The organism is Candidatus Bathyarchaeota archaeon, from assembly GCA_026014465.1.
In the GTDB taxonomy this organism is placed as follows: Archaea; Thermoproteota; Bathyarchaeia; order Bathyarchaeales; family Bathycorpusculaceae; genus JADGNF01.
In genome coordinates this window covers 540,479-554,579 of sequence record JAOZID010000010.1, presented here as the reverse complement: position 1 = coordinate 554,579, position 14,101 = coordinate 540,479, and the positions used below count along the sequence as shown (strand labels likewise).

The window sequence follows — 14,101 nt, the reverse complement described above, 5'->3', positions numbered from 1 at the left end:
CAAAAGACAACTATGTTTTTATACGCTTCTTGTTGTATTTTGGCAGTAACGTGAGGTAGGTACTTTGGCTGATAAGACTGGCTCTGAAGTTAATAGTTCTGGTGTGCTTTCTACGGATTATCGTCCGCTTGAACTGGAACGTGTGGTTCGGGAGTTTTGGGAGAAGAACCAAATCCGCAGTAAGCTAGAGCAGCGTGAGCATGAACCTAACAAGGGCAACTTGGGCTATATTGAAGGTCCACCTACTTTGAATGGTATTCCTCATATTGGTCACGCACGCGGCAGGGTCATGAAGGATATTTGGTATCGTTGGCGGACTATGCAGGGTTATTTTGTTCCGTTTTGGGCTGGTTGGGACTGCCAAGGGTTGCCTGTGGAGCTAGAAGTTGAGAAGCGTCTGGGCGTGAAGAACAAACGGGAGCTTTTGGAGCATGTGGGCATGGAGCGCTTCATTGAAGAGTGCAAACAGGCAATTTTGCGTTACCACAAGATGTGGCTTGAAGCCGACAGTCGCCTTGGCGTTTTCATTAATCAGGAGAAGGCTTACTGGACGTACCAAGATGAGTATATCGAGCGTGAGTGGCAGATTCTTAAGCGTGCGTGGGACCAAAACCTGCTTGAAGAAGGGCATTACGTGGTCGCGTATTGTCCAGGATGCCAAACTAGCCTAAGCAGCGCTGAGGTTGGTTACGAGGGCAGCTACAAGCAAGTCGAAGACCCCTCCTTGTACTTCAAATTCAAAGTCACGGGAACCCAAAACCAGTACTTCCTTGTCTGGACAACCATGCCCTTCACCATCATAACCGACACCATGCTCGCCGTGCAGCCAACGGCGCAGTACGCCAAAGTCCAAGTCGGCGACGAAATCTGGATAATGGTTGAGCCCCGCGTCGAGCCCCTCATGCAGGAGCTGGGCATCGAAAACTACGTCGTAACTGAAACCGTTGAAGGCAAAACCTTAGAAGGCACAGCATACGATTACCCCCTTAAAGACGCCATACCCGCCCAAGCAGAGCTTGAAAAGAAACATCCGCTGGTCCACCACGTCATAGGCGAAGACTTCGTAGAAGTAACCACCGCCACAGGAGTCGTACACCTCTCCCCTGGAAACGGCGAAGACGACTTTTGGGCAGCCAACCGCCGCGGAGTCCCCATCTTTGTACCCTACGACGACGAAGTCAACTTCACCAAAGAAGCAGGCATCTTTGAAGGCAAATTCGCCCGCGACACCGACCTGCTCGTCGTCGAAGAACTCAAAACCCGAAACGCCTACGTCAAAGTCAAACGCATCAAACACGAATACCCCACCTGCTGGCGCAGCCACCACAAACTCGTCTGGTTAGCCCGCAAAGAATACTTTTTGCGAACCGACAAAATCAACGCCAAAGTGTTGCAAGCCGCCGACAAAGTCGAATACTTCTTTGATGAACCCAAAAACCGTTTCTTTGCTTTCCTCAAAGAAGCCAAGCCCTGGTGCATTAGCCGAGAACGCATCTGGGGCGCGCCGTTGCCTGTTTGGAGCTGCGAGAAATGCGGCGAAAAACGTGTGGTAGGCAGCAAAGCAGAGTTTCTTAGCCAAGCGCAAGAATCTATTCCTGAGAACTTTGAGCTTCACAAGCCCTGGGTAGACCGCGTTACCTTCAAGTGCCCCAGCTGCGCAGGTGTTATGCGCCGAGAAGACTTTGTCTTGGACACATGGCACAACAGCGGAGCCTCACACTTCGCCAGATTCACCGACCAACAAGTCGAAAACTTTGTCCCCACCGCCTTCCTAACTGAGGGCATCGACCAGACCCGCGGATGGGCAAACTCGCTGCTCCTCGAATACGTTATCTTAACGGGTAAAGCCGAGAGTCCCTACAAGGCATTCTTGTTCCAAGGACTAACACAGGACTCTAAAGGCAGGAAAATGAGCAAAAGCATCGGCAACGTAATCGAAACTAACAAGCTGTTGCAGGAAACCAGCGCCGACCTAAGCCGCTTCTACATGATGCGAAAATGCGCCCCCATCGACTTCATGAACTTTGATTTGCAAGAACTCAGCCGCCGCACCTACCAAATCCTAAGCACCCTCTACCACCTAAGCCGCTTCTTCTTGCAAAATGCCGAGTTCGACAAATTCAACCCCCAAACAACAACCATCCAAACCGCAAAAACCGCAGGCACCCTAAACAACCCCGACCGATGGCTCCTCTCCAAACTACAGCACAAAACCCAAGAATACACCACGCGCCTACAAGCCTGCCAATTCAACGCCGCCGTTGCCATCCTAGAAGACTTTGTCATCGAAACCCTAAGCAGGCTTTACGTTCCCATGATACGCAAAGAACTCTGGACAGACGAACCCGACACCACCAACAGGCGCCAAACAATATACGCCGTACTCTACCACGCCCTACGCAACATAACACTCCTGTTCAACCCCGTCACGCCTTACCTAAGCGAAGCCCTGCACCAAAACGTGTACCGAAAACTCGACCCCACCCTGCCAGAATCCGTAAACTTTGAAGCATGGCCAGAGCCTGACCCTGCAATGCGCGACCCCAACGTAGAAGAAACCTTTGATATCCTCTTCGAATGCGTCTCGCTAGTCAACGCGGCAAGACAAACCGCCAAACTCAAACGCCGCTGGCCCCTAGGCACAGTCATCGTGGTCGCTCCCCCAAAAGTTGCCCAAGCCCTGCAAAGCGTGGAGGACCTGTTCTTGGAGATGACTAACATCAAAACCGCACAGTACACCCAAGCCACCCCCAAGCAAGCATCCGACGAGAACTGGGTCAGTGCAGTTGAGGGCGAGGTAACCGTTCTGATTTGCGGACAACGCGACGACAAACTCCTAGGCGAAGGCATAATGCGCGACCTCGCAAGACGCGTCCAATCCCTACGCAAAGAACTTGGCTTCATGCCAACCGACATCCTCGAAGCCGCCCACATCGCACAACTCACCCCCGAAAACAAAACCCTACTGCAACCCTTCCTGCAAGAAATGGCAAGCCTAGTACGCACCAACAAAATAAGCCTACACGACACCACCAACGACCTACCCCAAGCAAAATGGCACGAATCCGAACTCGACCGCAAAAAAATCTACATAACCATCCAACACTAACCCCCCAAAACCAAAACCCTTTACTCCAACCCCACATCCATATTCAAAAACAAACCCAACACGGGCCGGTAGATCAGTCTGGCATGATCGCCGCGTTCGCAACGCGGAAGTCGGGGGTTCAAATCCCCCCCGGTCCACCACAATTTTTGCAGCGTTTTTGATAGCTAGTTCCTTATAGTTTGTTGTGTATTTGTTTGTGAGGTAATGAGATGGTTTACTGTATATCTAACGCTGGTTCTATGACAAAATTACATGTTTTCACTGCTTTGTGCTTTGCTTGTGTGGGAGGTTTTCTGGCGTGAGTGTGTATTATGTTCCTTGGGATACCGGCAATAACTTGTTGGCTGAAGCGGGCAAGTTGTATGAGGCTGCTGGCACGTTCGATTGCATCAAGGAGGGTGATTTGGTTGCTGTTAAGTTGCATGTGGGTGAGTTGGGTAACCCGTATTATGTGCAGCCGTTTTTTGTCCACGACATCATAGCGCGTATCAAGCAAGCTGGCGGCAAACCATTCCTTACTGATTCTAACACGTATTATCGCGCCCAACGTCACAACGCTTACGACCATATGGTAACTGCGTTGACTAACGGTTTTAACATGGCACCTTTTATTGTGGCTGATGGGTTGCGTAGCGAAAACTACCGAACAGTTAAAACTAAGGGTATGCTTGGGGAAATCGAAGTTTCAGGAGCCATAGACCAAGCGGACGCCATGATTATAGTTTCCCACTGTAAAGGACACGAACTAAGCGGTTACGGCGGTGCCATCAAGAACTTGGGCATGGGTTGCACTCCTCATGCGGGTAAGCTGCGTCAGCACCGAGTTGTCGGCTTAGAAATAGACGCGTCCAAATGTACGGGCTGTGGCAAATGCAAAGACGTCTGCCCTATGAGCTTGCCCGTAATTGTGGATGGAAAAGCCCATAACAAATCTGAATTGTGTATGCGTTGCCCCGTATGTTCTGATAACTGTCCCGCGGGAGCTATCACTTTGACCCATAAAGAAGACTTGCTCAAAGCCTTAGCCTCCGCCGCGTACGGTGTTCTCTCAACTTTTAAGCCTGACAAAGTCTCCTGCGTTAGCTTTGCAAAAGACATAACCCAATACTGCGACTGCCTACCCGCCCCTGGAAAAATCGCAATGGACGACCTTGGCATTTTGGCTTCAAACTCGCCCGTCTCGGTTGACGCCGCTTTTTTGGGCATGATAGACTACAAACGATTCAACAAAGACTACAACGTGGACTGCATGGTACAAGTAACAGAAGCCAAAAACTTGGGAATCAAAGGCGAAGTAAAACCGCAAATAACAAAAATCGCATAACCCACTTCTTTTCTTTTATTTTGTTTACCTAAAAGCTTGGTTGCTGCGTTTTTAGGGTTCTGGTTCGTCGTTGTGGTAGCAGTTTTGGGTGAAGCTGGGTGTGCAGATGCAGTGGAAAACCAAGTCGGCGTCTCCGATGTTGGTTATGCTCTGGGTTACGCCTGCGGGGATAGCTACTACGTCGCCTTCAAAGACTTCAGCAGGCTCTAAATCTCCTATGTGGACTTTGCCTTTTCCTTTTGCGATTAGGTAGATTTCTTGTACGCCTTCGAGATGATGTTTTTTGGTGGTAACTCCCGGTTTTACAGTGGCTCTGGCTATTGAAACTGTTGGGTCGCCTGTTGAGTAGCCCCAGTTCTCCGCGACCGTGCACCGCTCAGGCGTAAGGACATCTTTTACGGCATTGGCTTTCACAATTTTGGGTTCCATGTTCCCTGCCTGGGTTATGTGTCACAGAAAAGCCCCTGATATAGTTAACGACAAAAAGTTTTCACTGTATCCGCAAGCAGCAGTTCCTACAGTTGCTTGAGGGTGATTTGGACGCTTCTGCGCAGAGCGTTTGAGGGATGAGGTAATGGATGCCTTCTCCTTTGCTCCAACCTACACTCTCTAAGTGTCCATCTCTTTATAAATCACTTATGCTGATGCACAGTATATATCCGCGCTTGAAATATTTTTGTTTAAACAGTCACATGAAACGTTGAAGTGCCTGTTTGGCTGTTTTAGAGGTTGTATCTTGTCTGGATTGCTTTGGCGATTTCCTCTCGGAGTTCTTCTCCTTTGGCGTCTGACTGCTTGGTTTTGGCGATTTCCTCGGCTAATTCTTCGTCTTTGATTGTTTCTCGAATCCAGTTTTCGAAGTCGTCTCGGTTTACGTGGAATTCAACGGATTTGAAGTCAACCTTCAAGATTGCCTCGTAGAATTCCTGTATGGAAGCGGCGTTTAAGCCTGTGGGCTGGTTCATGTCCGTGTAAAACTGGAAACTGTTTTCTGCAGGCACCGCATCTGAAGCTTTAAGCGTGGTTCGGGCTTTTTCAGTCATAGCATAACCCGTGCCAACTTTCCTCACAAACCCTTCCTTAGCAAGCTCCTGCACACAATCAATCGTCTCATTAACCGTCAACCCCATCTTCTCAGCAAACGCATTAACATCCATACGACCCGTAACTTCACTCATAAACTTCAAGACTTTGCGCTGTTCTTCAATCAAGAAACAACCCTCACCATACTATTCCCCAAAGCACCTTAAATTCTTTAACACCCAAAAACAACCCTGCAGTCACAACTCCCACATTCTTCTAAGCTCTATTTCCCCTATTATGCCACAAAGCATAAATTGGTTTGTTTAGATTGTAGGTTTCTGGCGGGAGGTAGCTCAGCCTGGCAGAGCTCTCGAGTGGGCTAACGTGCTTAGTCTACGGAGACGCTGTAGAGGTCTACCCATGGTGGGCTTCATTCAAGCCTGTGCAGGCCACAGATACCGAGCTGTCGCAGGTTCAAATCCTGCCCTCCCGACCACCCATTTCTATAATTTCTGATGTTGACAAATACGTTTGTTTTGTAAAAAACGGTTTGAAGAAGAAAAGAAGCGTTGAAGGCGTTTTTGCTTTGCTTAGCTGCTACTGCGTTGTTGGCGGGTTATGCTATGTTCGGGGTTTTGGTGGCTTGTTGTGTTTTTTTGGCTTTGATTTCTTTGACTTTGGCGAGTATTTTGGTTAGGATTTGTTCGTCGTTGGGTATGCCTGGTGGGGGGTCGACGACTTTGCGTATCATGATGGGCACTAGGTCCATGCGGTAGGCGGTGCCTTCGTATTCTATGCCTCCCCACTGGGTTGGGAATAGGACGTCTCCTAGTCTTGAGGTGCAGTTCATGTCGGGGTTGATGACGATGAGGGGGTGTTTTACCATCTGTTTTATTGATACTGCGGGGAAGTGTGCGCCGGGGTCTGAGGATATGACAAGGGTGGCGTCGTTGTCGCCGCGCTTTAACAAATCAACTGCTGTAAATTCTCCTGGGTTGTATTGGGGGTAGCCTTGGGAGAAGTCTAAGGCGTAGGGGTAACCGGTTTGCCAGCTGGCGACTACGTTGGCGCCTGTGATGTTGAAGTGTCCGCGCATGGGGGTTATGGTGAATTTGGTTTTTCTGTTGAGGTCTTGGGTTAGTTTGATGGCGATTTCGATGTTGCGGAATCTGCCTGCGCTTGCGGTTAAGCCTAACCCGAAGAAGATGGCTCCGAACTCGGCGTTTACCATGGCGTGGGCTACTTCTTTTAGGTATTCTACGGGGACGCCGCCGACTTTGTCTACGTCGAGTTCTTGGTCGTTGATTAGGCAGCGTAGGGCTTGGAAGATTTCGTAGTCCTTGTTAGGCTCGACTTGCACGAAATAGTCTGCAGCTTCGGCGGTCATGGTTTTGCGTACGTCAAAAACAATCATTTTACGCCCCATCTTTTCTATGCCTTGAGGCGGCGCATCTACCGCGCATGTTTGTTGGCGTGCGGGCGGCTTGTATTTTAGTGTGGTTCGTTTCATGACGGTGTCGATTTTTTTCTTGCCCGAGTTAGCTTTCATTTTTTGGATATAGTTGGTCCATTCGCTTTTTTCGAAGCGTCCTTCGGGGAAGGCGGTGTAGCGTTCTACGTGGCGCGGATGTGACGCCCAAGGGTTGGCTCCCCAGTAAATAATCAAGTCTGCACGGTGCCTAACTTGCCCCAGAGTCGCAGTGGGTAAGCCTGCTTCTTGGGTTGCCATCATTGAGGGTCCGTGGCAGATGCTGCAGACGTTGTCTAGGGCTGAGCCTAGTTCTTCGGCTAGTTCGATGCCGATGCGTTGGGTTTCGCTGGTGCAGCATTCCCATCCGAACAGGAGTGGATATTTTGCGTCGGTAAGTATCTGGGCGGCTTTGGTTACCGCTTCGTCCATGCTAACTGGAACCAGCTTGCCCTCCTTGCGAATCATTGGCTCCATAATTCTCTCAGTCTTGTAGCCGTGAACCATTTTGGCTTCGCATACGGCGCAGCCGTTTTTCATCTTCACAATCTCGTTATTTTCCACAGTAACTTCAAGGTCATCACACAGACAACCACAAATCGGACAAACAATCGACTTAACTTCAGTCATACAATTCCCCTACGCTTACATGTTTGCTTTACGGAAACAAATCAGGGCAACACCAAGAAGGGTTTTCTGAGTTTTTACGCCGCTTTTTACATTGAATTGGATTTGCGGTTTGGTAAAACCTCTTTTTGACTTTCTTGATACCATGCCCCAACCCTGAGCTATCACAAAAACTAATATGGGCTATTAAGTTTTTTGATGATAAATGCGTGGAATCACCATAAACATCAACTCCTCATAGCAAAAACCAAAAACAGGTTGCTTCCCCAAACAAAACCTGTACCCTCACCAAAGTATCGATAGCTTGATTCGTAATCGGGTGCCTGACCGCAGGCTACTCGCCTTCTGAAGACTGACTTGTTGAAAAGCAGAAGAAGAGGGTTTAGCTTGTTTTGGTGTTGTCTTCAATGGTGGTGGCGGGTTTTGTTTTGAAGAGCGTGATTTTAGATGTTGTTTTGGCGATTTGGGGTATGCCCACTAAGTCCATGATGATTAGTATGCCGCGTGCAAGAACTGCGAAGGCTCCTATGGCTCCTATCTGTTCGGCGGTGGGGTTGGTGAAGAGCAGAGTGAAGATGCCAACTATGCCGAATTCTTGGACACCTGCGCCCGCCGGAGTGATGGGTACAAACGCTAGGGCGGTTACTAATGGGTGTATTAGGAAGAAGCCCAGCCATGGGATTTGGGTTATGCCCAGTGCTAGTGCGAGGAAGTACCATTCAAAGCCTTTTAGAACCCAGCAAACCGCGGTTATGAGGGCGATTTCGGGTATGGCTTTGCGGGTTTTGTGGGAGCTGTCTTTGTATTCTACGAGTTTTTCGCGGATTTTGCCTGTGAATCGTCTGATGAAGCGCCAGTTTAGGATGCGGTCGAAAACTGAGATTGCCCGTTTGGACCACGTGAACGCCGCCAGCACCACTGCTCCTGTGAGCATCAACGCCACGCCTAAAACTGCAACTAAAATGCCGATGTTTATGCCTGCGAATTCTCCAAAATCTGCCCAGTTCTGAGCGGGAACTGTGCTTATCAAAAAGATTATGGCTCCTGTGCCGCCTGCGACTTTGACGAGAAATTCGATGGTTTGGATTCCTAGTATGGCTGAGAGGCTTTTTGAGGTGGGGATTTTTTGGTCGCTAAGGTAGAACGGTGTTAGGATGTATCCTGAGCGTCCGGGGGTTACGTCGCTGGTTAGCATGCCTGCGAATTGGGCGAGCAAGGTTTTGCCAAACGAGGTTTTTATGCCCTCTTTCCCCAAAACCCGTTGCAACCTAAACGCAAACAAAACGTTAATCCCAACATAACACAACGCCGCCAAAACCAAATATTCAACCTTAATGTTCAACAACGCATCATACAGCGAATCAACCCCAACATACCATAACAAAGCAGCAAAAATAGCCACCATAACAACAGCCTGAACAACCCACTGAACAACACGCCGCGAATCCAACACATCAACAATCCTAACAGTTTTCCATTACCTTCCTCTAAAATGTCTGTTAAATCTGTTATGGAACAAGGTTCCTCCCCGCAACATTTCACCAAACACCAGACCCTGCACTGCCAACGCAAAATATAGCCCCCCTCCCCCTATGGTTTCTGCATACAATTAAAATTAGAACCAAATAGGCTGCTAATAGGTTCGTGTTTTGGTGTGTAGCCTTGTGGTTGGGTTGACTGGGGTTTGTGCGTGGTGCTAGCGTGTTTTGTGGGGTTTTTGGATGGAAAATTCTAAAAGCCGCCGAGTGCAGAGCTAAAATGGTATGCAAAAAAAGCAGTTGGCGCTGCTGGCAATTGTTGGCGGGGTCGTAATCTTTCTTATCAAGTTGGTGGCGTTTTTTGTATCTGATTCTGTGGCTTTGCTTTCTGATGCTTTGGAGTCTACGGTGAATATTGCGGCTTCGGGGTTGCTGTTTTTTTCGGTTTGGCTCTCTGAGAAGCCTCCTGATGATAGCCATAATTATGGGCACCAGAAAATTGAGGATATTACGTGTATGGTTGAGGGTTTTCTTATTCTTGCGGCTGCGTTGCTTATTGTGTACGCTGGGGTTGGGCGTTTGTTTGTTGCGGTTGTGCCTGTGCAGTTGGATTTGGCTATTGGGGTTTCGGTGGTTGCGACGGGTTTGAATGGGGGTTTGTCTTTGGTTTTGGGTCGGGCTGCCAAGGCGACGGGTTCTGCGGCGTTGGAGGGCGACTCGAAGCATCTGCTCTCAGACGTAATTTCCTCAGCGGGCGTTTGGGTCGGCTTGGTTATTGTGTATTTTACGGGGTGGAGCATTGTTGACCCGTTGGTGGCGTTTGTGATTGCCGCTTTGATTGCTCGTATGGGCATTGGCTTAATTACCAAGTCGTGTTCGGGGCTCATGGATAAAGCCTGCAAGGAAGAGGAAAGTAAAATCCGTGAGGTTTTGCTGCGTCACCGTTTTAGGTTTATCGATTTTCATGACATGAAGACTCGGCGGCACGGCAACCGTGTGCTTTGTGAGTTGCATCTCTCGGTTGATGGTTCCTTGAGCGTAAACGAAGCCCACGACTTAACCGAACATCTAGAAGACGAACTCAAACAGGAACTGCCCAACGCAAGCCTAACCATCCACATAGAACCCCCACAAAACGCCACAACCACCTCCAACAGCAAACACAAACCATAACACGTTCTGCTTGTTTTTGCGGCTTTAAGGAGCGTTTGTGGCAAACCTTATTTCCTCACATCTCCTTTACCTTACAAGCCAAGAACTGGTGCATGGTATGAACGCTAAAACCCGTTTAGTTGTCTTATCTGCTGTTTTGTGTACTCTTGTTTTTGCAACTGCTTTTGGCGTGGGAAGACTGATTAGCGAAATAAACGCTTCTGATTATGACGCGCAAGCCCAGAAAGTCTTCCAAGAAGCCAGAGTCTTTTTTGAGGAAGCCCGAAACGCCTCTTTGCCCGACGTGGAGCTTCGGGTTGTTTCTAAACAGTGGGCTATAGATACTTGGGGCAAAGGCTACGCTGACCCCGACTTAACCAACATCCTACGGCAAGAAAAAATCTACAAAGGACTGTTCTTGATAGCTGAAGACGCCAGTTTGTACCAAGCTAACGTGGACTGGGCAGGGAACTTTGGGGCGGCTACCTGGGTTGGAAAAATCTATGTAGTACAAGAGAACTTTGACCCGTGGAATTTGCCTAATGCGGAGGCGACGTTTGTGCATGAGTTGACGCATATTTGGCAGCCTAATCTTCCTTACACAACCAGCTTTGACATGGATAAGGCTCATACCGCTCTTGTTGAAGGCGACGCCAGCTTGATGGGCGATTACCTGATGAATTCAAGCACCGCGCAGGCAAACCCCTTCGACCTAGCCATGATTGCTGATGTGCCCGCGTTCTTGTTAACTAACCCTGCCCTGCAAGAAGTGCACGCGGATATTCCTGATACTATTTGGAAGCTCAACTATTTCCCCTACGACTACGGTAAAGCTTTCGTGGGGGCTTTGTATGATTTGGGCGGCTGGGAAACTGTAACAAGGGTTTATGGTAATCCGCCTAATACGACGGAGCAGATTTTGCATGTTGACAAGTACTTTGAGAACGAGTCTGCCGTGCAGGTTACGGCTCCAACGCTTTCTGAGGATGGCTGGAAGCAACTTAAAACCGACACTTACGGAGAATACTTCATCCAAGTGCTACTGCAACGCCACCTCTCCTTAACCGAAGCCAAAAACGCCGCGGCAGGCTGGGACGGCGACAAACTCAACTACTACGAACAAGACAGCAACTACCTGTTCACGTGGAAGATACAGTGGGAATCCAACTGTGACGCAAGCGAATTTTACATAGCTTTCAATAACGTGCTAAACGCTACAGGCGCAGAAAAACAAAACTGCACCCACTGGCACACCAACGGCAGATACATCTCCATCACTTGGGACCAAACCCAAAACTCCACCTTAATTGCCTGCTCGCCACGTGAAGAAGCCGTCTTGTCCTCGTATTTCACGCCATAAACCCTTGCGGTTTGTCTTGACGCGACTGAACAGTCTTAAATGGCATGTTGGTTAGGTTTAGGCATGTGAGTTTTCATGGGCGTTTTAGCTTTGCTGTCCAAGGTTCCCTACTCCTTGAAGGCTGCTTTGGTTATCGCTCTCGCCGCGAAGGCTCTGGTTTTCTGTGTAGGATACGCCGCGTCAGTTTCTAACGGGGACGGTTCATTGGCGGTTTTGCTGTCGATGTTTAACCGTTGGGACGCGCCGCATTACGTGGATATCGCGCGGGACTGGTACGTCAATGCTGGGGACGCCGCAAATTTCATAGTGTTTTTCCCGCTGTACCCCGTGTGTGTTCGTTTGGTCACATTTGATTTTGCCTACGCAAGTTTGTCTGCGCTTTTGGTTGCGAACCTAAGCAGCTTGGTTGCTTTTGTTTACCTCTACAAGCTTGCCGTGCATGAATTCAGCGAAGGCGTAGCCGTAAAAGCTGTCCTGTTCCTTAGCCTCTTCCCTACAGCCTACTTCCTGTCCGCCCCCTACACCGAAGGGCTCTTCTTTGCCCTAACCATAGCCAGCATCTACTACGCAAGATTAGGCAAATGGCAACTCGCAGGTATGCTTGGCTTGCTTTCCGCTTTAACAAGAATCGCAGGGCTACTGCTGCTGCCAACTCTGCTCGTTGAGTACCTGCACCAAAAACGCTGGAAACCCAAAAACTTCGACTGCAAAGCTTTGTGGGCTGCACTTCCATTAACTGGTTTTCTAATGTATTTGGGCATAAACTATCAAGCCACCGCAAACCCTTTCATGTTCCTAGAAATCCAGCGCGACCATTGGAATAACGTCTTTGCACCCCTGACAGGTTTAACGCAGGCGTATAGCTGGGCAGTTTCGGGGGCTTATCCTGCAAACGTAACCATAGGCGTCGCGCCGATTGTGTTTGGCGTGTTTGGGTTGTTGATGGTGGGTTTGGGTGTTTGGCGGCGGCTTCGTCCTGTTTACTTGGTTTACATGTTTTTGTCTTGGGGTCTTGCGGTTTCCACATCTTGGTGGATAAGTGTTCCGCGCTACATCATGGCACTGTTCCCCATGTTCATGCTGCTGGGGTTGGTTGCCAAACGCGAAATCACCGTTGCTGTCATCGCGGGCGTTTTCGTGGTGGGGTTGTGCTATTTTACGGGTCTTTTTGCAGTTGGGCAGTGGGCGTTTTAGTGGGCTTTTTTGGCTGGGGTTTGTGGATAAAACCTTTTATCTGTAGTGCTGTGATTGTAGTTTTCTTGAGGAGAACGCTGCGTTGAAAGTGCCGTTTGGGAAACGTGAATTTGCCTTCTTGGGCGTTTTGCTGCTGGCAGCGTTTATCGTTCGTTTCCTGTTCTTTTGGCATCAAGGCTACGCACAAATCGACACCCACGACTTCATGGTATGGTTCCAAACCGCCGCCGAACATGGACCACGCATATTTTACAGCCAAACCTGGTGCGACTATCCCCCCCTTAACATTTACCTGTTCTGGATTTTTGGTTCCCTCGCCGAGGGTCTGGGGGTTTTTGGAACGGAAGCCTTCACGTACGTTATGAAGTTGCCCTCAAACCTTTTTGATTTGGCAACAGCTTTTGTAATATTCGCGTTTATCCGCAAACGCTTAAACTTCAAATCCGCATTTTTCGCCGCTGCCCTGTACGCGTTCAACCCCGCAGTCATATTCAACACCGCCGTGTGGGGACAATTCGACGCCATCTACACCTTCTTTCTCATATTTTCGCTTTATCTGGTCTTAGAATCCAAACCCAAACTGGCAATCGCCGTTTTCATGCTAGGCGTCTTAACCAAGCCCCAAAGCATAGCCCTTGCGCCGTTGTTCTTTTTTGTCCTGTGGCGTGACGCTGACCTTAAACAGTTCGTTTCTACGGTGCTGGCGGCTGTGGTTACGGTTTTCGCCGTGATTTTGCCTTTCGAATGGAGCAACCCCGTTACGTTTTTGACCAACATTTACTTTGGAGCCTACAGCACCTACGCCTACACAACCATCAACGCTTTCAACTTGTGGGGGTTTGGGGGCATGTGGGTTCCCGACACGCAGGCAACCTTTTTGCTGGGCTGGGCAATGTTTGGCGCCGTAGCCGTGTTTAGCTTGTATTTTGTGCAAAAACGATTGCACGTGAGTAGGGAGATGGCGGTTTGGTTTGCCGCGTTTGTCTTGTTCTTCGCGTTTTTCATGCTGCCCACCCGCATTCACGAACGCTACCTCTTCCCCGCCTTGGCAGTTCTGGCTCTAATGTTTCCTTTGCTCAAAAAGACGCGTCCCTTGTATGTTGCTTTGACGGCAACGGTTTTCGTGAACCAAGCGTATGTGTTGTCGTTTTTGGTTACCAACGACTTCATCGGTGCAGGTGACCCTGTGGTGTTAATCGTAAGCTTGATTAATTCAGCTTCGTTCCTATACGTCCTTGCACTAATGTGGAGCGAATTAAAGGGCAAACACTGGCTGACCCCAACCAAAACCCGCCTACAGGAACCCAAAGAACCTGCTGGAGGAGAAAAAGACGAAGTTAAACAAACGTGACCTGCTTACGATTGT

The 14,101-nt window shown here is 49.2% G+C and carries 10 protein-coding genes and 2 tRNA genes; 8 read left to right on the top strand and 4 right to left on the bottom strand.

Annotation, left to right across the window (positions count from 1 at the left end):
* The first annotated feature begins 64 nt into the window (after positions 1–64).
* The 3 genes from ileS to NWF04_04955 all read left to right on the top strand — a co-directional run bounded on the left by ileS (position 65) and on the right by NWF04_04955 (position 4,433).
* Positions 65–3,109: an isoleucine--tRNA ligase gene (gene ileS / locus NWF04_04965; GenBank protein MCW4005931.1), complete on the top strand. Its 3,045-nt coding sequence runs from the start codon at positions 65–67 to the stop codon at positions 3,107–3,109.
* A gap of 62 nt (positions 3,110–3,171) precedes the next feature.
* A tRNA-Ala gene (locus NWF04_04960) sits at positions 3,172–3,249 on the top strand.
* A 158-nt stretch (positions 3,250–3,407) separates the two neighbouring features.
* Positions 3,408–4,433 (top strand): DUF362 domain-containing protein, encoded by a 1,026-nt coding sequence (locus NWF04_04955; protein MCW4005930.1) that lies wholly within the window; start codon positions 3,408–3,410, stop codon positions 4,431–4,433.
* A gap of 51 nt (positions 4,434–4,484) precedes the next feature.
* Here NWF04_04955 and NWF04_04950 read toward each other — a convergent pair whose 3' ends face one another.
* A complete protein-coding gene (locus tag NWF04_04950) occupies positions 4,485–4,862 on the bottom strand; it encodes a cupin domain-containing protein (protein ID MCW4005929.1) in 378 nt (125 codons plus the stop codon).
* A gap of 293 nt (positions 4,863–5,155) precedes the next feature.
* Positions 5,156–5,644 carry a DUF5752 family protein gene (locus tag NWF04_04945; GenBank protein MCW4005928.1) on the bottom strand — a complete coding sequence of 163 codons (489 nt, stop codon included), beginning with the start codon at positions 5,642–5,644 and terminating at the stop codon, positions 5,156–5,158.
* A 154-nt stretch (positions 5,645–5,798) separates the two neighbouring features.
* Here NWF04_04945 and NWF04_04940 point away from each other — a divergent pair.
* Positions 5,799–5,952, top strand: a tRNA-Tyr gene (locus tag NWF04_04940).
* 120 nt (positions 5,953–6,072) lie between these two features.
* Here the strand turns inward: NWF04_04940 and NWF04_04935 are convergent.
* Positions 6,073–7,554: a formylmethanofuran dehydrogenase subunit B gene (locus NWF04_04935; GenBank protein ID MCW4005927.1), complete on the bottom strand. Its 1,482-nt coding sequence runs from the start codon at positions 7,552–7,554 to the stop codon at positions 6,073–6,075.
* A 379-nt stretch (positions 7,555–7,933) separates the two neighbouring features.
* The gene (locus NWF04_04930) at positions 7,934–8,956 is read right to left on the bottom strand and encodes a flippase-like domain-containing protein (GenBank protein MCW4005926.1); all 1,023 of its coding nucleotides are present in this window, start codon (positions 8,954–8,956) and stop codon (positions 7,934–7,936) included.
* 358 nt (positions 8,957–9,314) lie between these two features.
* Between NWF04_04930 and NWF04_04925 the strand changes: the two genes are divergently transcribed.
* The 4 genes from NWF04_04925 to NWF04_04910 all read left to right on the top strand — a co-directional run bounded on the left by NWF04_04925 (position 9,315) and on the right by NWF04_04910 (position 14,086).
* Complete coding sequence (locus tag NWF04_04925) at positions 9,315–10,202, top strand: cation diffusion facilitator family transporter (GenBank protein ID MCW4005925.1); 888 nt, start codon at positions 9,315–9,317, stop codon at positions 10,200–10,202.
* 97 nt (positions 10,203–10,299) lie between these two features.
* Complete coding sequence (locus NWF04_04920) at positions 10,300–11,541, top strand: hypothetical protein (GenBank protein MCW4005924.1); 1,242 nt, start codon at positions 10,300–10,302, stop codon at positions 11,539–11,541.
* Between the two features lie 75 nt (positions 11,542–11,616).
* The gene (locus tag NWF04_04915) at positions 11,617–12,735 is read left to right on the top strand and encodes a mannosyltransferase family protein (protein MCW4005923.1); all 1,119 of its coding nucleotides are present in this window, start codon (positions 11,617–11,619) and stop codon (positions 12,733–12,735) included.
* Positions 12,736–12,823: 88 nt separating this feature from the next.
* A complete protein-coding gene (locus tag NWF04_04910) occupies positions 12,824–14,086 on the top strand; it encodes a glycosyltransferase family 39 protein (GenBank protein MCW4005922.1) in 1,263 nt (420 codons plus the stop codon).
* Positions 14,087–14,101 lie beyond the last annotated feature (15 nt).